This window comes from Celerinatantimonas marina, assembly GCF_046054165.1.
Classification (GTDB): domain Bacteria; phylum Pseudomonadota; class Gammaproteobacteria; order Enterobacterales; family Celerinatantimonadaceae; genus Celerinatantimonas.
In genome coordinates, this window is sequence record NZ_JBFNXK010000005.1 from 1 (window position 1) to 21,124 (window position 21,124).

The 21,124-nt window shown below is 42.7% G+C and carries 19 protein-coding genes; 10 read left to right on the forward strand and 9 right to left on the reverse strand.

Translation table 11 applies throughout. The features are described 5' to 3' along the window. Positions 1-140 precede the first annotated feature (140 nt). Positions 141-1,355: a multidrug effflux MFS transporter gene (locus ABUE20_RS06530; RefSeq protein ID WP_408619069.1), complete on the reverse strand. Its 1,215-nt coding sequence runs from the start codon at positions 1,353-1,355 to the stop codon at positions 141-143. Between the two features lie 202 nt (positions 1,356-1,557). Between ABUE20_RS06530 and ABUE20_RS06535 the strand changes: the two genes are divergently transcribed. Beyond that, a complete protein-coding gene (locus ABUE20_RS06535) occupies positions 1,558-2,358 on the forward strand; it encodes a tRNA(His) guanylyltransferase Thg1 family protein (RefSeq protein ID WP_408619070.1) in 801 nt (266 codons plus the stop codon). Here ABUE20_RS06535 and ABUE20_RS06540 read toward each other — a convergent pair. Then, positions 2,355-5,123 carry an insulinase family protein gene (locus ABUE20_RS06540; RefSeq protein WP_408619071.1) on the reverse strand — a complete coding sequence of 923 codons (2,769 nt, stop codon included), beginning with the start codon at positions 5,121-5,123 and terminating at the stop codon, positions 2,355-2,357. The two genes, ABUE20_RS06535 and ABUE20_RS06540, sit on opposite strands and share 4 nt — an antisense overlap. 153 nt (positions 5,124-5,276) lie before the next feature. On the opposite strand from ABUE20_RS06540, the gene sixA reads away from it, so the two are divergent. Both sixA and ABUE20_RS06550 read left to right on the forward strand, forming a co-directional pair. Beyond that, entirely contained in the window at positions 5,277-5,732 is a 456-nt protein-coding gene (gene sixA / locus ABUE20_RS06545; RefSeq protein ID WP_408619072.1) for a phosphohistidine phosphatase SixA, read from the forward strand. Between the two features lie 274 nt (positions 5,733-6,006). After that, positions 6,007-6,219 carry a DUF1107 family protein gene (locus ABUE20_RS06550; protein WP_408619073.1) on the forward strand — a complete coding sequence of 71 codons (213 nt, stop codon included), beginning with the start codon at positions 6,007-6,009 and terminating at the stop codon, positions 6,217-6,219. Positions 6,220-6,252: 33 nt separating this feature from the next. On the opposite strand, the gene smrB is transcribed toward ABUE20_RS06550, so the two are convergent. Further along, positions 6,253-6,783, reverse strand: a complete 531-nt coding sequence (smrB, locus tag ABUE20_RS06555; protein ID WP_408619319.1) for an endonuclease SmrB — start codon at positions 6,781-6,783, stop codon at positions 6,253-6,255. A 54-nt stretch (positions 6,784-6,837) separates the two neighbouring features. On the opposite strand from smrB, the gene prmB reads away from it, so the two are divergent. Together prmB and aroC are read left to right on the forward strand one after the other, a co-directional pair. Further along, positions 6,838-7,755: a 50S ribosomal protein L3 N(5)-glutamine methyltransferase gene (gene prmB / locus ABUE20_RS06560; protein WP_408619320.1), complete on the forward strand. Its 918-nt coding sequence runs from the start codon at positions 6,838-6,840 to the stop codon at positions 7,753-7,755. Between the two features lie 24 nt (positions 7,756-7,779). Beyond that, positions 7,780-8,868 (forward strand): chorismate synthase, encoded by a 1,089-nt coding sequence (aroC, locus tag ABUE20_RS06565; protein ID WP_408619074.1) that lies wholly within the window; start codon positions 7,780-7,782, stop codon positions 8,866-8,868. 57 nt (positions 8,869-8,925) lie between these two features. On the opposite strand, the gene ABUE20_RS06570 is transcribed toward aroC, so the two are convergent. After that, complete coding sequence (locus tag ABUE20_RS06570; RefSeq protein WP_408619075.1) at positions 8,926-9,495, reverse strand: GNAT family N-acetyltransferase; 570 nt, start codon at positions 9,493-9,495, stop codon at positions 8,926-8,928. Between the two features lie 338 nt (positions 9,496-9,833). On the opposite strand from ABUE20_RS06570, the gene ABUE20_RS06575 reads away from it, so the two are divergent. Then, a complete protein-coding gene (locus tag ABUE20_RS06575; RefSeq protein ID WP_408619077.1) occupies positions 9,834-10,283 on the forward strand; it encodes a YaiI/YqxD family protein in 450 nt (149 codons plus the stop codon). A gap of 12 nt (positions 10,284-10,295) precedes the next feature. On the opposite strand, the gene ABUE20_RS06580 is transcribed toward ABUE20_RS06575, so the two are convergent. Together ABUE20_RS06580 and ABUE20_RS06585 are read right to left on the reverse strand one after the other, a co-directional pair. Next, a complete protein-coding gene (locus tag ABUE20_RS06580) occupies positions 10,296-11,051 on the reverse strand; it encodes a DNA repair protein (RefSeq protein ID WP_408619079.1) in 756 nt (251 codons plus the stop codon). A gap of 25 nt (positions 11,052-11,076) precedes the next feature. After that, positions 11,077-11,766 (reverse strand): sensor histidine kinase, encoded by a 690-nt coding sequence (locus tag ABUE20_RS06585; protein WP_408619080.1) that lies wholly within the window; start codon positions 11,764-11,766, stop codon positions 11,077-11,079. Between the two features lie 118 nt (positions 11,767-11,884). On the opposite strand from ABUE20_RS06585, the gene cysB reads away from it, so the two are divergent. Beyond that, positions 11,885-12,871, forward strand: a complete 987-nt coding sequence (cysB, locus tag ABUE20_RS06590) for an HTH-type transcriptional regulator CysB (RefSeq protein ID WP_408619082.1) — start codon at positions 11,885-11,887, stop codon at positions 12,869-12,871. Between the two features lie 114 nt (positions 12,872-12,985). Here cysB and ABUE20_RS06595 read toward each other — a convergent pair whose 3' ends face one another. Genes ABUE20_RS06595 through pabB form a run of 3 tightly spaced genes read right to left on the reverse strand, consistent with a single transcriptional unit; the run spans position 12,986 to position 16,307 of the window. Beyond that, positions 12,986-14,356, reverse strand: coding sequence for an L-serine ammonia-lyase (locus tag ABUE20_RS06595; protein ID WP_408619084.1), 1,371 nt, complete (start codon positions 14,354-14,356; stop codon positions 12,986-12,988). Positions 14,357-14,391: 35 nt separating this feature from the next. Further along, the gene (locus ABUE20_RS06600; RefSeq protein WP_408619086.1) at positions 14,392-14,958 is read right to left on the reverse strand and encodes a CoA pyrophosphatase; all 567 of its coding nucleotides are present in this window, start codon (positions 14,956-14,958) and stop codon (positions 14,392-14,394) included. Continuing rightward, positions 14,955-16,307, reverse strand: a complete 1,353-nt coding sequence (pabB, locus tag ABUE20_RS06605; protein WP_408619087.1) for an aminodeoxychorismate synthase component I — start codon at positions 16,305-16,307, stop codon at positions 14,955-14,957. Before pabB ends, ABUE20_RS06600 begins: the two co-directional genes overlap by 4 nt. A gap of 150 nt (positions 16,308-16,457) precedes the next feature. Here pabB and ABUE20_RS06610 point away from each other — a divergent pair, with 150 nt between their 5' ends. From ABUE20_RS06610 to ABUE20_RS06620, 3 genes are all read left to right on the forward strand, one after another. Beyond that, positions 16,458-17,972 (forward strand): fumarate hydratase, encoded by a 1,515-nt coding sequence (locus tag ABUE20_RS06610; RefSeq protein WP_408619088.1) that lies wholly within the window; start codon positions 16,458-16,460, stop codon positions 17,970-17,972. Positions 17,973-18,358: 386 nt separating this feature from the next. Beyond that, the gene (locus tag ABUE20_RS06615) at positions 18,359-18,970 is read left to right on the forward strand and encodes a YajG family lipoprotein (protein WP_408619089.1); all 612 of its coding nucleotides are present in this window, start codon (positions 18,359-18,361) and stop codon (positions 18,968-18,970) included. A 213-nt stretch (positions 18,971-19,183) separates the two neighbouring features. Beyond that, positions 19,184-21,085 (forward strand): methyl-accepting chemotaxis protein, encoded by a 1,902-nt coding sequence (locus ABUE20_RS06620; RefSeq protein WP_408619090.1) that lies wholly within the window; start codon positions 19,184-19,186, stop codon positions 21,083-21,085. Positions 21,086-21,124 lie beyond the last annotated feature (39 nt).

The following is a 21,124-nucleotide window of genomic DNA, read 5'->3' on the forward strand; positions in this document are numbered from 1 at the left end:
CAGCCCAATCATTATTGCTTTTTATCATTTCAGGTATCCTCAACTAAGCCCATCCGTTGAAGCTCTGATCGTGAAGCTAGAATTTAGTTCAAAAAAAGTCCCTCACATCATGTGAGGGACTTCTGTATAAAAGACAGGCTTTATGCGGGTTTTTTGATGCTTGACGAACCTTGATCGATTAACCGATAGTTCAGTAATGCTGAGAAATAGCAGATCCAAATCGTGATGGCCATGGCAATGAAAGCGTTATGTCCAATTCCCGTCATCGGTGCACTTATTGCGCCGAATCCAAACATTAATAGCCCTAATAGAGCAGAGGCTGAGCCGCCTTCTTGAGGTGGAATGGATTGCATTGAAAGCGTGGCACTCATTGTCCCAACGGCGCTGTTGATCATAATCGTCACGAATAAAATGGGTAAGACCCACCATAAAGATGCCCCACTCAATGCACATATCACCAGTAGTGTTGCGCCTATGAGTCCAATACCAAGCGCTGTGATTAATATATGGGACTCAGAGCTTTTACGGCTTAAATAAGAACTCAGTTGTGCTGAAAGAATTAATCCAATGCCATTGATAGCGAAACAGTAACTGAAAGCTTGGGCCGATAAATGATACATATTTTGTAAGACAAATGAAGCGGCACCAATATAAGCAAACATTCCAGCAATAGAAAATCCTTGAGCTAAACAAGGAGCCATGAACTTTTTGTGGGTGAGCAATTGCCCCATAACCGGTAGCGCATTCCAAAATCTTCCATGCGCTCGTTGCTCTGGAGGGAGCGTTTCGATAATTTGGAATTGACTGAGTAGGAATAAAATAATGGTGATAACGGCAAGGATAAAGAATATTCCTCGCCAGGTGGTGATCAGTAATAGTGAGCTTCCTAACACTGGGGCAAGAATAGGTGCAATTCCGTTAACGGCCATGAGCAGTGAAAAAAAACGTGTGAGGGCTGAAGCTGTATAGAGATCTCGAGCAATAGCTCGAGAGAGCACAATCCCTCCGGCACCGGCAATACCTTGGATAAATCGGATAATAATTAATTGATCAATCGACTGTACCAACCCACATCCAATCGAAGTAAAAACCATCAGGAGCAAGGATAATTGGAGAGGTATTTTTCGACCGAGTTTATCACTGGCTGGTCCAATGATAAGTTGTCCAATACCCAGTCCTAATAATGAAGCTGTTAAGCTTAACTGCGTCATGGATGTGTTCGTTTTTAAATGGATGGCAATATCTGGTAAGGCAGCCAGATAAAGATCGGTACATAGTGGGCCGAGAGCAGCCAGTAAACCGAGTGTAATAATATATCCAACTTGGGTTTGTGGTAGATGTATATTAAGTTGCAATTGTGACTCCCTGATTTTGAAAAGCTCTCGACATCCATTGCTTAAAGAGCAAAACTATCAATAGATTATATGAATTCATTGAAGTAACTAATGGCTTTACATAACTTTGAATTGAATGTTGTATCTACGGGGTGGATTGGTAGTTTTCACGATGAAAAGGGCCACTCATGAGCATAGCAAACCTGTTATTGAAGGGGATGAAATGACCCGGAAAGAACCCATAACGATTGGAACGCTATCAATGGAACAGCAATGGTATGCTGAACGGGAATGGGTGAGGCGCTATAGCGTGTTGCATCCTTGTTTTTCCAGACGCCAAGAACGCTGTGAACGGTTCATGCGTTCAAGAGCTGAGAGTTATATGGTGGTTCGTCTGGATGGGATCGACATGAGTCGCCGGTTTTTAAAAAACGGATTATTTCATGAACGTTTCGATAAATGCCTTCATCGGGCGGTATTGCAGGCATTGAACGATTATTGTGCTGATTCGTCTGGTTCAATTATGGTGATGTGTTGCTCTGATGAAGTATCCTTGATTGAATCTCGGCCAAATGCTCTTGGTGCGGATTCAAGTCTATTCAAAATGATCTCGGTTTTGGCCTCTTTGCTGACATATTATTTTAATGCTAATGCACATCGTATGCCTTGGCGGCGTCTGGGTTATCAAGGGGGATTTGATGCGAGGCCGATTCAGTTACTGAATAAACTTGAAATTAATAATTATATTGGTTACCGACTGGCACTTTATCAACGGAACACACTGACCAAATTACTTCGGCTTAAAAAAGTACCCGCTTCAGAAATCTATCGGGAGCCATTCTATAATCATATCGATTATTTATTTGAAAAATCAGTTTCTGTTCAGGATTATCGGGAGCTTAGCCATTACATTCAGCAACCTGCATTTTGCCGTTGGCCGAATAAAAATCAGCCTTGGTTTCATTTGCAAACCTTGGCTGATTTTGATCGTCAACTAAAACTCAATCAACTGATCTCTGATTAATACCTAAAGCGCCGAGAAAGTTGTTGAAACCGAGAACGGTCATTAATGGGATGACCCACTTCTAAGTGGTGCTCTTTTTGATGGCTCAATCCGGTAGAGTAGAGAACGAGGCGATCTCGATGATGGTTTTTTAGCGCCATTGTGAATCGCATAAGTTCAGCCCGATCAAGCTTCATTAATGCTTCTACAACGAGTTGTCGTTGATTAAACGAGGTATCTTTGTTGCCGATACTCGTCCAATAATATTGAGCACGAACTCGCATATTGGATTCTAATTCTAAGATCTGAGTGGCCAAGCCTTGTTTGGCCTCATTCCATTGTTGTTCACTTAATTCAAAAACCAGAACTGGAAAATGATCAAGAAATCGGTCAATCGCATCCAGCATCTGAGTGGGGGTTGCATGCGGAGATTGAATGTAAAATATGATCCCGGGATGCCGGTTAAGCGGTAAGTTCCCGTTGCCTACAATATATCCTAATTGCTGCTGAGTTCTGAGTTCATAGAAAAAAGTAGATGACATGAGATGGTTGCAGAAGGTGTACAGAGCAATCTGCTCGGGTTTGTTTTCAGCACTTTGGAAGTAAACTAGTATCGCTGAATCGTTATGTTCCGTTGCCAATTCATAGGTTAGTGTCTGTTGCCCGCTGATATCAATGAGTTCTCGAGGTGTTTCTTCACCTGACTGGCTCTGAGGAGCCACTTCGCGTTGTAAATAATCGCTCATAGCAAAAGCTTGTTGTGTGGACCAGTTTCCATAAATAAAACTTTCAATATGAACTTTTTGATAAAGTCCGCTGACGAAATCTGGCATTTGTTGCACCGTGACGGGTTTTAATGCCTGGATCAATTGTTCCGGGATCGGATTTTTGGGTTGCAGTAGTGAAATTAGTTGCTGATAAAGCCGGTTAATAGGTTTGATATGCGTTTGGTTATGCCAATATTCAAGCAGCTGATGTTTGACATGCTCAAAGCGTTGCGGATCAAAATGACCGAAGCTTCGTTCATTTAAAATCATTTTTAATAATTCAAACTGACGGTGGCTGATCCCTGCAGTATGTAATGTATATCCCCCTTGATGGGTATAAATTTGATAACTCATCCCCGCAATTTCAGCTTGATAAGTGAGTTCACTTAAATGATCAATCAGGCATTCAATGGCTAATCGAGAATAAGCGATATGCTCGATTGAACTAACGGCATTGAACGTATCAATTCCTAAATAAATGTGTCCTTTGGGAATTTGAAATTCACTATCTTGTTGAAACCAAAATCGATAGCCCAGTTTATCACAGAGCACGCGTGGTTTATCCGATGTGTCATCACTGAAAATTTGATGCGGCTCATCACTGATAAATGGATTGACCGGAGGTAACAGCAGTTGTAAATCCCGAGGAGTTTCCCACCGAAGAAGTTGTTCTGGAGTAATAGGTTCGACCCGATAAGGCGTTTGGTACCATTGTGCTAGACGATTTGTTTCGACTTCTTTATCAAGCAGAGTGATACGTAACCGCTGTGGAACCATTTGATCTAAACAAGCGATCAATTCAGATTTATCAAAGGATTCCATCAAGTAATCGCCTTGAATAACATCTTCTGGAGTGTAATGGTGCATGTTGATCGCCAAATGGGATGCTAAATCAATGCTTCGGATCCGTTCTTGATAATTAAAAGCACGCTGTAAAATACATTGTTTTTCTTGATAGCGCCAAGCTTCTAATCCTTGATTTCGTATCAGTTGTAAGTAACTGAAACTAGCTTCAATGATATGGTCAATGGCTGAGAGCCCTTCTTCCGTCAGCTGATAGCTTAGTGTAAATTCTCGAAACCCTTTACCGCTAATCCCCCCGCCTGCGGCCATTGTTTGGATGAATCCCTCTTGGCGAAGATGGGCGATAAGCCCTCCAGAGGTTTCGTTTCCTAACAGATGAGCCAGAAATGTCAGTGGTTTATTGCGGTAATGGCATTGTTGATCGGCAAAATCAAAGGCTAGGGTGAGTCGACGCACCTCTTTAATAGGACGAGCGTAAATTAAAATAGCTCGTTCTTTATCTGTTAAGAGTGGGACTTCAGGATCACTGGGTTCCTGATGTGGAATTGTTTTAATAGCCTCAAAAAAAGATAATAAAAACTGTTGCGAAGCAATCGGAAGAGGACTGACTAAAACCAGTGTCATTTTATCAGCACTATAGCTTTGTTGATAAAAATGAATCAGATCCTGACGAACGGGTTGATTGGGCCAGTCTGCCAGAGTTTCTGCTGAACCCACGGAAAATTTGCTAAATGGATGCAGTGGATTGACTGTTTCTTTATGAACTTGATAAAGCCGTCTGACATCATCTTGAATCTTAAGTTGATACTCAGAATGGACGGCTTGTCGTTCTTTGTTGATCAACTCTGCATCGAAAAGAGGGGCAATAAAGAACTGGCTAAATTGGTCGAGCGCCGATTCAAACCAATCGGTTTCAATATCAAAAAAATAGTTGGTGAATTCTGTTCCAGTCCAAGCGTTATGATTACCCCCATGATGTGTGATGAATTGCTGATATTCTCCAGGATGAGGATATTTTTCAGTCCCTAAAAAAAGCATATGCTCTAAAAAATGAGCTAACCCCTGGCGATAGGGTGGATCATCAAAATGTCCGACATTGACGGCTAATGAGGCTGCTGATTTCGATGAATGTGGGTCGCATACAAGAATTGCCCGTAAACCATTCGATAATTGTTGGAATTGATATTCTCGAGTATCACTAGGACTGGTTCGCAAAATGCGCTCCATTATTAAGAGAGTCTATAATTCATTATCAACAGCTATTGGAGGAGTTGCAAATAACAAAAGACATTTTTTAGTAACCGGTTCCATGTTGTCAGAACTGATAGTAACATGGCTCCTTCAATTAGCATTATGAGTAGCAATGTAATGGATATATATGTCATGCGTCATGGGCAAGCTGAAATGCTAGCTGCTTCTGATAATCAGCGTGAACTGACAAAACATGGACGTCAGGAAGTGCGGAAAATGGCTGAAATGTTGGCCGATTCAGTTCACCAATTTGATTATGTTTTGGTCAGTCCTTATGTTCGGGCGCAGCAGACTTGGCAGGAAGTCATGTCAGTGATTCAGCGTGCGGGTTCTGTAACGTCACTGAATGAACTAACACCATCCGGAGATGCTTATGATATTGTGACGCTGGTTGAACAATTTGAACCGATGAGCCAAGTTTTGATTATCTCTCACTTACCTTTGGTCGGATATTTGGTTGAGGCTTTTGCTCCCGATGCAGGGGCTCCGCTTTTTACGACCGCTGCACTCGCTCATCTTCGTTTGAATGATCGCTTTCAGGGGGAGTTACTCAGTTTAACTCAAGCCCACTAATTCTCTGGGTAGTAAAATCGGCGGCGTCAAGCCGCTTTAGTCATTGTCGCGATATCATTCGCAAAATTATCATCACCTGTCATTGATTGATCACATTTCTTAATTATTGTAACCGCCTAACGGAACTTTTTCTGATATTCTTATCTAAGATAATGTATTAATGAAGCATTAAGTACTCGAAAAAGGATATCAGCAGTATTTTATTATGTATTACGTTAGATGGAGGTGTGGAATGATTCCTCTATGTAACCATAGATAGTAGGTGAAGCTCGATATGAAAATTTTTAAGAAATATTCTCCACAGCATATTGCCCGTTATGTGAAAGCTTTTTTCAAAGGTCGCCTTTATATTGAAGGCCGAGGCGCTTATCTTTTTGATTATGGAAAAGTGGTAATGCTGGAACAATATAGGACTTCAAAGCACCGTCAGACTGTTGCTGAAATTAATCGGTGTATTGAGAATTTTAATCATCATGATGCCGCGTAAATTTCCCATCCTTATCTAGTTTGATTGCTCCTGTTATCGGGGCAATCGAATGAGAACTAATAAAGCACTGGTACCTCCCCATTCTTTGGGAGCCTGATGGAATGCGGCAACGTCTGGATGTTGAGCCAACCATTGCGGTACCCGTTGTTTGAGAATGTTCTGACCGTGTCCGTGCATGATAGAGGCAATAGTTAAACGATCTTTGAGGCAGGCATGGATCATGGCTCCGATTTCTTGTTTGGCCTGAATTTGTGTGAGTCCATGTAGATCCAGAAAAATTTCGGGGGCATATTGTCCTCGCCGCAATTTTTTAAGTTCATCGGAATCAGTGTGTTGAGCACACCAACGCATCGGGCCTTCATCTGGGAGCAGTGGACTATATTCATCGGAAAAATAATAAGCTTGTTGACTAATTTGTTGCTGAAGTTGTCCAGCTGTGAGTCTTTTTTTCTTGATCCGAGGCGGCTGTAGCCGTATTTTATCTTGCTTTAAAGGCCGTACCCCGTGCATCTCTTTCTCAAAAAGATCAAAATCTGAGTCTGTTGATGGATTTTTGGGCATAATACGGTTCATTGACTATAAATTATGGATCTCATTGTACGCAATCCCGGAGCTAATTTGGAAAAGATTTTTGTAGAAGAGGCAGTCAGCGAACTGCATACAATTCAGGATATGTTGCGTTGGACTGTCAGTCGCTTTAACTATGCAAACCTTTATTATGGGCACGGGACTGATAATGCATGGGATGAAGCTTTGCAGCTGATTTTCCCCTCGCTTCATTTACCTCTTGAAATCGGTCAAGATGTGAAAGAAGCCCGTTTGACTCGTTCTGAACGCGAGATGTTAGTCGAGTTGGTTATTAGTCGGATTAAAGATAAAACACCAGTTGCTTATTTAACGAATAAGAGTTGGTTTGCTGGTTTGGAATTTTTTGTAGATGAACGTGTATTAGTTCCTCGTTCTCCAATCGCTGAGCTTATCGAACAGCAGTTTCAACCTTGGCTTATTGAGGAACCACAGCGGATACTCGATTTATGTACCGGTAGTGGTTGTATCGCAATCGCTTGTAGCTATGCATTTCCAAATGCTGAAGTCGATGCCGTTGATATTTCTCGGGATGCACTGGATGTGGCTGAAATTAACATTCAGAATCATGGTTTAGAACAACAGGTCTTCCCGATTGAATCCGATGGGTTTGGGGCTTTGCAAGGTCAATGCTATGATCTGATTGTAAGCAATCCTCCCTATGTCGACGCAGTTGATATGTCACATTTACCTGATGAATATCGGCATGAACCGGAGTTGGGATTGGCATCGGGCAACGATGGTTTGGATTTGACCCGACAGATTTTGGCGCAGGCAGCCGATCATCTAACGGAGCAAGGGGTTCTGATTGTGGAAGTAGGTAATAGTCAGGTCCACCTAGAGGAACAGTTTCCAAATGTTCCGTTTACTTGGTTAGAATTTGCTAATGGTGGTCATGGTGTATTTGCGCTAACCCGCGAACAATTAATCGCTCATGCGAGTGAGTTTTAAAATAGGATTACAAGGAATTCATTCATGGCAGGAAATAGCATTGGGCAACTTTTTCGGGTCACTACTTTTGGAGAGAGTCATGGTATAGCATTGGGTTGTATCGTTGATGGTTGTCCTCCGGGGTTAGAAATTGATGAACAAATGTTGCAGATTGAACTCGATCGCCGCCGTCCAGGAACTTCCCGTTATACAACGCCACGACGGGAACCGGATGCTGTTAAAATTTTGTCTGGGGTTTTTGAAGGTAAAACAACCGGAACCTCCATTGGTTTATTGATTGAAAATACCGATCAGCGTTCTAAGGATTATTCTGCAATTAGCCAACTGTTCCGACCTGGCCATGCTGATTATACCTATCATCAGAAATATGGTATTCGTGATTATCGGGGAGGTGGTCGTTCCTCTGCACGTGAAACTGCGATGCGGGTTGCCGCAGGAGCAATTGCAAAAGCCTATTTGAAACAGAAGTTTGGGATTGAAATACGCGGTTATTTAAGCCAGTTAGGACCGATTAAAGCCGAATCAATTGATTGGGAACAGATCAATCAGAATCCTTTCTTTTTTCCTGATAGTGAAAAGCTTGCTTCTCTTGATGAATATATGCGTGATCTGAAAAAACAAGGCGACTCGATTGGGGCTAAAATATCGGTTGTTGCAACTAAGGTTCCTGTTGGACTCGGTGAGCCCGTTTTTGATCGCCTAGATGCGGATATTGCACATGCACTCATGGGGATCAATGCTGTTAAAGGGGTTGAGATTGGTGATGGCTTTGGTGTTGTGACGCAACATGGTAGTGAACATCGAGATACGTTGACTCCGGAAGGATTTGCCAGCAACCATGCCGGTGGCATTCTGGGTGGGATCTCTTCAGGGCAAAATATCATTGCACACCTTGCATTGAAGCCAACCTCTAGCATTACGGTACCTGGAAAAACGATTAATCTCCAGGGGGAAAGTACGGATGTTGTGACCAAAGGACGTCATGATCCATGTGTGGGGATCCGGGCCGTTCCGATTGCAGAAGCGATGCTTGCTATCGTTTTAATGGATCACTTTATGCGGCAACGAGCACAGAATGCTGATGTGATAACTGATACGCCACATTTGAGTTGATTCGTTATTCAACCTGAAATGTAAAAAAACGGCTTCAAGCCGTTTTTTTGTATCGCTTTAATCTGAATAACATAATTGTTCAGACTGTTGTGCTGATGTTTTTTTCCGCCATCGAGAGGGGGTAAGCTGATAGAAATGCGAAAGCGGAGCATCCAGTCGATCCTGAATTGTCTCAATGTAATCAAATCCAGCTTTTAATAGTACATGTTGAGAAGCCAGATGATGTACTCGGGCATTGGCTGAGATAGCGGTCAAGGCTAATTGCTCAAATCCTGCGGCTAACATCGCTTTAGCCGCTTCAGTGGCGTAACCTTTTCCCCAAGCTTTCACCATGAGTCGATACCCTAGATTAATGATATGGCGGTCAGCAAAATCCCGATGAGTTAGGCCCGAAAAACCAATGATATGCTCGGGCTCTTGGTGCGTGCTAATCGCCCACATCCCAAATCCATTTTCTTGCCAGTGCGTCAGCCATTCCGTCAATTTTTGTTCAGCATAAGCCCAACTGGGGAAAGGGCCTTCTGGATTGAAGGTGTTGGTGGCTGGGTCGCCATAAATTGTAAATAAATCTGTTAAATCATCCATACTGGGCCGCCGCAGGAGCAGACGAGGTGTTTGTATATTCATAAAGTTAAATTACGTCATTGAAGGCATTTACCTTACAAGGTAATAATGTCATATAGATGAAACGGCTATTGTTTTGAATCGATTAAAAATTCAATTTAATAGAATTAATAGTCACATAATGCCGCTCATTGTGCTGATGTTCAATATATTTATTCAGGATGAATGAATTAATTTTCAAGATCGTTCGAATGGGCTATGCAATCTATAGAAAGGCTAGGTTATCGCTCAGTTTGTAATCATTTTACAAAATTTAAAATGAATAGTTATACACTCATAGTCTGTTAGAATGGGTGCCGCTAACGGTTAACCTACAACTATTTTCAGAAGAGAGAACAGCATTGAATATATGGGTGGATGCGGATGCTTGTCCGGTGGTTATTCGCAATATTTTAATTCGGGCATCCAATCGACATAAAATAAAGACCACATTTATAGCGAATCGACCATTACCCATTCAGCCCTCGGCGTTTGTGAGTCAGTGGCAAGTTCATCAGGGTTTTGATGAAGCTGATCATGAATTAGTCAGACGAGTGTCAAATGGTGATTTAGTGGTCACTCAGGATTTAAGGCTTGTAGCTGACGTTTTTGGTAAATCAGCGATGGCATTGAGCCCTCGAGGAGAATGGTTTGAGCCATCAACGATTCAATCACGAATTGCGCGTCGAGATTATAACGAAGTGCTCCGAGATAGTGGGGTCTTTACCGCCGGTCCGACGTCACTATCGAGCCGGGATAGTCAGAATTTTGCCAATAATCTTCAGCGTTGGATTAATCAAAGGAATGGATAGTCGATTAAAAGGCTACCATTTTTTCTTCGGTTGGAATAAGACATCGATATCGTCTTTTTCCTCTTCTTCTTTTTTCTGCTGGCTCTGCACTTTTTTCAATTTTTCGCTCATGTCATCATTCATTTGATGCATTTGCTCTAGTTTCGCGATGAGGTAATCATCCTTATCGTTAATGTTGCTCACGACTGTGATGGCTTTATTCAGTAATTGACGTGCCGTTCCCCATTGCCGCATCGCTTGGGCTTCCATTGCTCGTTTGATAGCATTTTCGATATTTACTTTGAGCGTCATTAACTCCAGTCGACGATCTTCAGCAACATAATTAGGCGTTGCCACACGTCCCCGAGAGTGCTCCGAACGAATGACGGAGCGCAACCGCTTGATTATTTTAAGCATCTGTACCGCCTCAGAGTCGGTATCAGGGATCCTCAGAACAGCGGATTGCTCAATACCATTTCGCAGTTGTTCCATTTGATTTTTAGCGGCCTGAATTCGATCGTTGAGTCCTTTGAGCTCAGGATCTACTTTTTGAATTAAGGTGAGGGTCTTTAATATTCGGTTATGCAAAATGATCATGAGATCGGAAGAGTAAGGGATCCGGGAAGAATTTAATAGCAAATCTTCCGTTTCGCTGATCACTACTTTGTGCCGCGATATGGTTGCTCGTTGGTCCGCCAATAGCTTTTGCTTATATTGCAAAACGATATTGTATCCGATCACAATAAACAGCAGGATGCCGATGGCAATGAGAACTAATGTAAAGATCATATCAGCAGGCTGAAATCCTTTAGTGTTAAGGGAGACGTAAAATGAACTCGCTTCCCCCCAATGGTCCATTATTTTTTAGTATAACTGAACCACAAAGTGAATGATTTTTATGCGCTCGAGCAATAAGTTTCGCAAAATAGAGTCCTAAACCGCTACGATTCTGACTCAGCATCGAAAGGCTAGGTTTATCGAGTTTTGCCAAATCGATTATATCATCAGGATAGCCATCTCCATCATCATTTATCTTAATTTCTAAAGTGTTATCGGCATTATACGCAACAATTTTAATTGTTTTTTTACAATAACGGATCGAATTTACGATGATATCGCCCAGCAAAAGCTGAATGAGCTCTGTATCACAGTGCCATGTAAGATCCTCATCTACCTCAATTAAAATATCAATTCCCTGTTGCTGGGCCAACCATCGATATCGATCAAACAAATCGGTTAACAAATCAGCGATAAATGCATGGGTGATATTAACACCAAACATTTTTTGATCGGATCGAAAAATAGCCAATAATTGTACCAAGGTACCGTTTATTCGGGATGATTCGTAGTAGAGCCTCGCTAGTTCCCGACGTGTTTTATGGGTTTGCTCTGGATCCATTGCCATTGATTCAATAGATTGATTCAGCAAACTTAACGAGTTCTTGATATCATGGACAATTGTTGCCAATACTGTTGAAAAATCCAATGAATCTGAAAAAGGCATGGTGATTGCACTTAAAATCGCATATAACTTGTTTTAAGCTTAACTGCTAGCTTGAAAAGCGTAAAGATTCGAACGATTAGTTATCGTTTGCCTCGTTAAATATAATTTGATTGAGCCCATGAAATTACAGCAATTGCGATATATTGTCGAAGTACTGAACCACGACCTGAATGTTTCTGCAACCGCGGAGAGTCTTTATACATCCCAACCCGGGATTAGCAAACAGGTTCGGACACTGGAAGATGAGCTTGGGGTCCAGATTTTTGAAAGAAGTGGAAAACATTTGACCCGGGTGACATCAGCGGGTCGAGAGATCATCCGGATCAGCTCAGAAATTTTAGCAAAAGTTGAGAGTATCAAGGCTGTAGCAAGTCAGCATACCCATCCGGATCAAGGGACGTTGAACATATCGACGACTCATACTCAAGCGCGATATGCATTACCTGAAGCGATTCGAGGTTTTATCCAACGTTATCCCAATGTCTCGTTGAATATGCATCAGGGAACGCCGTCACAAATTGCTGAGGCGGTTGCTAAGGGGACGGCGGATTTTGCGATAGCAACGGAAGCACTCTATATTTTCTCCGATTTGATTACGCTCCCTTGTTATTATTGGAACCGAAGTATTCTCGTAAAACCTGATCACCCGTTAGCCAAAAAACGGCAACGAGGAGAAGTTATTTCTATTGAAGATGTCGCACAGTATTCTCTGGTCACTTACACCTTTGGTTTTACGGGTAAGTCAGAGCTTGATAAAGCATTTAATCAGGCTGGACTAAAGCCTAAAATTGTTTTTACGGCGACCGATGCGGATGTTATTAAAACCTATGTGAGAGTTGGGATCGGGATTGGTGTCTTAGCGACGATGGCTATCGATTCGGAAGAAGATAGTGATTTAGTGGCTATTGATGCGAGTCATTTATTTAGGGCGAGCATCACGAAGATCTGTTTTCGCAAAGGAACATTTTTGCGTAGTTATATGTACGATTTTATTGAGCGATTTGCTCCACATTTGACACGTAACATCGTTGATCAGGCTGTTTTGGCCAAAAGTACGGAAGAGGTTGATAAACTTTTTGAGGATGTACATTTGCCAATGTATTAGCACTTATGCAGTAAGGTGATTGGGCTTGCGCATTTGGATTTGTGCCTCAAGTTGAATCATATTACTTGTTACAATTGTAAGGCCCGTGATCACGTGTGATACGGGCTTTTTGCATTAACATTCGATAATATTTACAGCTAATCCACCCCGGGCAGTTTCTTTATATTTAGTTTTCATATCTTTACCCGTTTGCCACATTGTTCGAATGGCTTTATCTAGGGATATAGTATGGATCCCTGTTCCTCGCAATGCCAGCCGTGAGGCATTCAACGCTTTGATGGCTCCCATTGCATTGCGTTCAATACAAGGAACCTGAACGAGGCCACCAACGGGGTCACATGTTAACCCCAGATTATGCTCAATAGCGATTTCCGCAGCATTTTCAATTTGTTCTGGTGTTCCTCCTAGAATGGCGGTTAAGCCTGCAGCGGCCATCGATGAAGCAACCCCCACTTCGCCTTGGCAACCAACTTCGGCACCAGAAATAGACGCATTTTGCTTATATAAACTACCTATTGCCGTAGCGGTTAAAAAATAGCGTCGACAGTCAAGACGAGTCAGAGGAGTAACAAACTGATTATAGTAAGCCAGTGTTGCAGGAATAATGCCGGCTGCTCCATTAGTCGGGGCTGTAATGACACGACCTCCGGCCGCATTTTCTTCACTTACGGCTAATGCAAATAAGTTAACCCAATCAAGGGTATTTAATGGATCGTTTGAAAGCTTTTGAGAGGCTTGCAGCTGTTGGTAGAGCGTTGATGCCCGGCGCTTGAGCTTTAACCCCCCTGGAAGTATTCCTTCCTGATGGATCCCGCGATGAATACATTGATGCATTGTATCCCAGAGCATTTCGCAATAGTCATCCACGCTCTCAGGTTGAGTATGTTGGGTTTCATTCGCTAAGATCAGAGTGGCAATACTCATCCCGGTTTGGTTACATAATTGTAATAGTTGGGCAGCACTGGTAAACGGGTAGGGGTCGGTTGACTGTGTGGGGGATGGATGGTTAGCATTCATTGCATCAGCATCGGTAATAAATCCACCACCTAATGAATAATAGGTTTTATCGACGTGCTCGCCGTTTTCAAAGTGGGCATGAAAAGTCATGGCATTATTATGCCCAGGATGGGTTTTTCGGCGATGAAAGATGATGCCATCCTGCCGTGGAAATGAGATGGTTTGTGTGCCTGCTAATAGCAGCGCCTGCTGTTGTTCAACAGCATTGAGTAACGAGGGGATCTGGTCGCAATCAACCGTCTCGGGAGCTTTGCCTAACAGCCCTAAGATGATAGCTTTCCCTGTTCCATGACCATGACCTGTGGCCCCAAGAGAACCAAATAATTCGATATAAAGTTCAGTTTTGTGACTAAACTGGGGATGCGTAATGAGCCATTGTGCAAATTGATTCGCGGCAATCATGGGCCCAACGGTATGGGAGCTCGAAGGTCCAATACCAATCGTGAATAAATCAAAAATACTGATCATGGTGGTGATTAAAAAACTCGGTGCATAGATGAAATTTAAGCATGGGTGAATAATGTTGCGAGTCGGTGTAAAACTGCAGCGGTTGCTCCCCAAATAACATAGCCATTGACCTCAATAAAGTAGAGTGTTTGTCGCTGTCGATGGCGCTCTATTTTTAGAGGCTGATAATGACTAAGTTCTAATAATGGTGCAAGTGGGAGATGGATAATCTCATCAACTTCGGTTGGATTGGCGGTTAATTGAAATGGTTCGGTGATCAATCCAATAAATGGAGACATAATAAAGTGTTCCCCTGCAAGTTGATCGGGTAGTCGGCTGACTAATTGAACCTTATGGGGGGATAGGCCAATTTCTTCATAAGATTCACGGAGTGCGGTATACCCCAAATTATGATCGGTATGCTCAAAACATCCACCAGGAAAGGAGAACTGTCTGGCATGATGTTTGAGCTGCGCACTCCGGCGAGTAATGATGATATACCATTGCCCATTTTCCAAATACACCGGTAAAAGTGTGGCCGCTGCAATTCGATTCGTATTCTGCTGATGATATGCTGACTTCAACGGCGTCAGTAATAATTGGGATAACCAGTGTCGGCTCATAAGATCTCCTGTAAAACGGGGAGAATTCGACCAAGTTTATCATGGCATTCCTGATATTCTTCATGAACATCGGAATCAGCGACAATTCCACCTCCCGCCCATGTGAATAATGTCCCTTGTTCAGCAACCAGAGTTCGGATCGTAATATTAGTATCCATTTTCCCACTCTGGCAGATATAACCAATGGAACCACAATAGGCATTACGTCGGTGTGGCTCAATTTGTTCAATAATTTCCATGGCTCGCACTTTGGGCGCTCCTGTGATCGAGCCCCCAGGAAAACAGGCGCGTAAAAGGTCTTCCGCACAGAGATCTGAGCGAAGTTCTCCTGTGATGGTACTGACCAAATGATGTACTGCCGGAAATGATTCAATATCAAAGAGTTTAGGGACCCGAACGGTTCCAGGCTTACTGACCCGGCCAATGTCATTGCGAAGTAGATCAACAATCATGACATTCTCTGCACGATCTTTTGGGGATAATCGGAGCTGCTCAGCATTGTTATGGTCGGTTATGGCATCCGTTCCTCGGGGCCGTGTTCCCTTAATCGGTTTAGTTTCAATATGGTTGCCGTCTAATGCAATAAAGCGTTCCGGCGATATCGACAATATAGTGGATTGTGGGAGCTGAATATAAGCACTATATGGTGCACCATTAGTGGCTAATAATTGTTGATAAGCGGTGCGAATATCGCCCTGATATTGGCTGGTAAATTGCTGAGTTAGATTGATCTGATAGCAATCCCCTTGGCGCAGATAATTCTGAATCTGGGCAAAACGGTTTTCGTAGGCGGCAAAAGGGAGATCCGTTTGCCATGTATTCAGTAGTCTAAAAGGTTGTAATGGCTGAACGGATAATTGCTGTAACCAGCGATAACGATACTGCCAATAGTGTTCTGCATCCGGATGATTGACGACTAACCACTGCTGATGATCATCATGATCGACAATAATCACCCAATCATAAACACCGACAGCCATATCAGGTGTTTGTAGTCTGGTTTTGTTCAAAACCGGGATAGGTTCAACACGTCTTCCTAAATCGTATCCCCATAAACCGACTAATCCGCCACTGAAAGGGAATTCAGATGGCGATGACTCTGGGAAAAATTGTTGGCGTAGCTGTTGGCATAGCTCAAAAGGATCCGCTTGGCTTATTTGGTAATGGTCACCATCCCAGATGGTGGTATCGCTATTATAGGTTGTCAGTGTTGCGATCGGATCGGCAACATAGATATCGAATTTTTCATTGGAATCAGGGGCGCTATGTAGCATTTGACTCCAGCGATGCGGCCCAAGTATTTGCATCAGCAGTTCAGCTGTGAACTTAACGGGCTGAAAATGAATCATATAAGGCGTTATTTACTATGATTATAGAATGCGAAGCGCTAGTCTAAACTGGACGATAAGCGTAACACAAATTAACTTTTCACGCTCTTAAAACAAAATAAACTCAGATTGTGAAGGTGCTCTGCATCCTTGCTTAAAAGGAGAACATTCATGACCGTCATACATAAACAAGATGTTGTTGATAGTGTGGCTGATGCGTTGCAATTTATTTCTTACTACCATCCAGTTGATTTTATTGATGCGATGGCTAGGGCTTATGAACAGGAACTGAATCCAGCGGCTAAAGATGCGATCGGGCAAATATTAATTAATTCCAAGATGTCTGCACAAGGGCACCGACCTATTTGTCAGGATACCGGGATTGTTACGGTATTTGTGAAAGTCGGGATGCAAGTACAATGGGATTGTGATGAGCCGCTGCAATCCATTATTGATGAAGGTGTTCGTAAAGCCTATAGCAATCCGGCTAATCCATTGCGGAAATCATTAGTCGCTGATCCGGCGGGGAGTCGGAAAAATACTCGGGATAATGCTCCTGCGGTGGTGCATATGGAGTTGGTTTCTGGATCGGACATTACCATTAGCATTGCAGCTAAAGGGGGAGGGTCAGAAAATAAAGCAAAAATGGTGATGCTAAATCCATCGGATGATATTGCTGCATGGGTTGAAAAGACTTTGCCCCTCATGGGAGCTGGATGGTGTCCGCCTGGAATGTTGGGAATTGGTATTGGTGGAACGGCCGAAAAAGCGGCGGTGATGGCTAAAGAAGCCTTAATGGAACCTTGTAATATTCAAGAACTTCAAGCACGAGGTGCTGAAACAACAGATGAAAAACTTCGTTTAGATATCTATCAACGGGTGAATCGTTTGGGGATCGGCGCACAGGGGCTCGGTGGTTTGACAACCGTGTTAGATGTAAAAGTGAAAAGTTGTGCAACCCATGCAGCGTCGAAGCCGGTAGTCATGATCCCTAATTGTGCGGCGACTCGGCATATTGAATTCACCTTGGATGGTAGTGGCCCCGCAAGCTTTGATCCGCCCTCATTAGATCACTGGCCGGAAATTAGTCTGGAGAATAGTGAAACCAGTCAACGGGTTTTCTTAGATCAAATTACTCAGGAAGACATCGCCAGTTGGAAAGCGGGGGATACATTATTACTGAATGGTAAAATCTTAACTGGACGAGATGCGGCTCATAAACGAATTCAGGAATTACTCGAAGCTGGGGAACCCCTCCCTGAGGGCGTTGATTTTCGGGGACGCTTTATTTATTACGTTGGTCCTGTTGATGCGGTAGGTGATGAAGTGGTTGGTCCCGCAGGCCCGACGACTTCGACTCGAATGGATAAATTTACGGAGATGATGTTAGGGCAGGCGGGTCTTATGGGCATGATCGGGAAAGCTGAACGGGGAGCCGAAACGGTTGAGTCTATTCGTCAACATCAAGCGGTTTATTTAATGGCTGTAGGGGGCGCAGCTTATTTGGTCGCCAAAGCGATTAAAAAATCCAGGGTTGTTGCTTTTGCCGATTTGGGGATGGAGGCTATTTACGAATTCGAAGTCTCTGACATGCCGGTCACTGTAGCCGTAGATTGTCATGGTAAAAATATTCATGAGATTGGGCCTGCTATTTGGAAGGTAAAAATCGCTGATCCACAGTTATAATATAGCGCTTTCTTTTTGGAATTCATGGAACGTGTTATGTCTTTTGCGCGTTCCATTTCAGTTAACCCCATGCTCCATTTATCTTTGTTTGTCATTAAAACTTTTTATTCTGTTGGATTTTCCCAAGGCAGTCGTGACGCAAGGCTCTGGTCAGGTGTTTGGTTAGGGGATATCTGAATGATTTTATTGACAATAAAAACAATAATTTTTATTGTGATAACAATATCTATTTAAATTTAGTTTAATCATTGTGATGACCTTATATCGTTTTTGTATCTTATAACCGTCATGGAAAGAGGGTTGTGGAAAAATTTATTGAGTTTCCATTGAATAGATTTAGTATACCGAGGCGTTTTGAGGTTTGGTCATCATGATAGGACATATTAATGAAACGTCTCTTGGAGCTTGCTCTAGTTATTTCTTGGTTATTCACCATGACTGGATGTGTTCAGCAATCGATTCATTCAGGTTCTTCCCAAACTGCAACAGCCCAAAGGCAAGATATCTCGGCAGTACCTCATACGATCATGGTTAGTTCTGACCGTCGTTATCCTCTTCCGGTTGGAAGTTTGATTCGATTCTCTCCAATGATGGTACAGGCGCTTGCTACTCAGCCCATCGCATTGCAAAAACAGTATCAATGGCTGAGCCAGGAATTACAGCAACTTCTGAATTATCGGGGATTTGTTGTAACGGAAAATAATGCCACGCTTTATTTGGCTGTTGCATTGTATCAGCCTCCTATTCAGTCCAATACGGATCAACTTGAGGATCTTTACAAAACTCATGTCAATGTTCAAGCGCGACAGCCGCTATCTCTATTGTTAAGAATTTACCGTCGGGGAGCTTTAGATCCGCTATGGCAAGGTGCTGTAGATGATTATATGTTTCGCGATGGAAACGGGAGCATACATATTGACCAAAAACAGGCTCGGGATACATTAATTCGATTGTTAAGAACGATTCCGATGCAGGATAAAGCCACAATTCAAAGATAAAAAAAACCCAGCGACTGCGACGTGCTGGGCTAAGGATTGTGTTTAATTACTTGGCACTATGTATGACTGTATATAAATAAGAAAGTTCTATTTTTTTTAAATTATACCTCTGGTATTGGTGATATATATCACATATCAGCAGTATGGTTTCTCATAGACCTGCTGGCATTCAGCTCGCAATGGCTATGGGGGTAGGAGTATGTCGAGGTAACCATGAAGCAATTAACCGCTATCTCTTTAAAAATGAAATTAGCGATAACAACAAGTTTGGGTATTTTAATTGGTTGCGTGCTCGTGATGTCGATTGGATTTTATTCATCCATTAATGAGCGAGTAGAGCGGTTAGGGGCGGAGTTAGCCTCTCAGGCACAGACATTTAACCACTATATTGAAGATTGGATTAATATCCGAAGTAATAGTTTGAATGCCATTCCATCCTCAATCCCTGTTGATCAGATGATCCCCGTATTACAGCAGGCTCGGGATAGTTCTGGGTTTGCAAATGTTTTTATCGCATATCCGGATGGGACTGAACAAAATGCTGGTCAGGTGACTCTAGCGGCAGGTAACAACGATCCCCGTAAATGGGAATGGTACCAAAAAGCACAAGCTCAGCCTGGTACGTTATACATGGCGAGTCCTTCAGTCGCCTCTGCAACCAAAAAAATCGTGGTCTCATTTGGTTTAGCCCGACAGATTAATGGAAAATCGGTCGTTTTTGGGGCCGATATGAACATGACGCAGCTGTTGGATTTGCTGCGGCAAGCCCAGTTGCCAGGGAAAGGTCAGGTTTTAATTGTTACCCGGGAAGGTAATATTTTCGTTCATCAGGACACCTCTAAATTAAATCACTCGATTCAATCATTAGGTGCAGAATTGACACCAACTGTCTTAACCCAATTGATGACAAGTGATCATCGTGTCCGTGAAATGGAAGTTGATGATGAAGATAGCTATGTATTTGTAGCTCCGATCCCCGATACTAATTTATATACATTGATGGTGATTGATAAAGAATCTATTGTTGCCCCAATGTATCAAGCTCTGTGGCGTCAGGCTTTAGGAAGTTTGGTTGTTATTATCTTGTGTGTCATATTATTTAGCTTATATAACAACTATTTACTTCGTTCTCTGGAGAGCGTGTCCGTCGCATTAAAAGAAATTGCGCAGGGTGGAGGAGACTTAACCCGTAGTATTGTAGTGACGAGCCGGGATGAGGTGGGGGTTCTTGCTACTAGTTTTAATCAATTTAACAACACGCTACGAACTCTTATTCGTGATTTGCGTAACCAAATCGAGATATTGAGGGATCAGTCTCATTCCAGTCATACCCGTAGTCAGCAAATGTCTAGCCAACTGAACCAACAGCAACAGGATGTAACCTCCGTAGCAACAGCAATTGAAGAGATGTCATCAGCTACGTCTGAAATCGCAGGATATACACAACAAACTCTGGACTCTGTTAAGGAATCAACAGAACTAACCGAAAAAGGTCATCAACTTATTAATGATAACCGTGAGTCGGTTGAATCATTGGCAACTTCTATTAAGCAAGCTTCTGAAGTGGTGGATGAATTACAGGAGCATGCTCAGAGTATCAATGGGATATTAGCAACGATTCAGGGCATTGCCGAACAAACAAATTTGTTGGCGCTGAATGCTGCAATTGAAGCGGCTAGAGCGGGTGATCAGGGGCGTGGATTTGCTGTGGTCGCCGATGAAGTTCGGACATTGTCACAACGAACTCATCAAGCGACTGAAGAGATCCAGCAAACGATTACGACATTGGTTGGGAATATTACAGAGGCGGTTGGGTTGATGAATAGTACCACTGATAAAGTGCAGGGAAGTGTCAGTGATGCAGTACAGGCGTCTGAAGCCCTCAATCAAATTAAAGCTTCGGTAACTATGATTCATGATATGAATACACAAATTGCAACTGCCGCAGAAGAACAATCCCAAGTAAGCCACGAAATTACTATGAATTCGACCCGAATTAAGGATGTGAGCGAAGCATTATCAAACGATGCTCATGCAGCTCAGGAAAACTCACTCGAATTGGATAGACAGACCGATGAGTTGGCCCAAAAAATTAGTTCATTTAAAGTTGATTAATCCTGAATCAACATCAAGAAAAAGGGGCGAAAGCCCCTT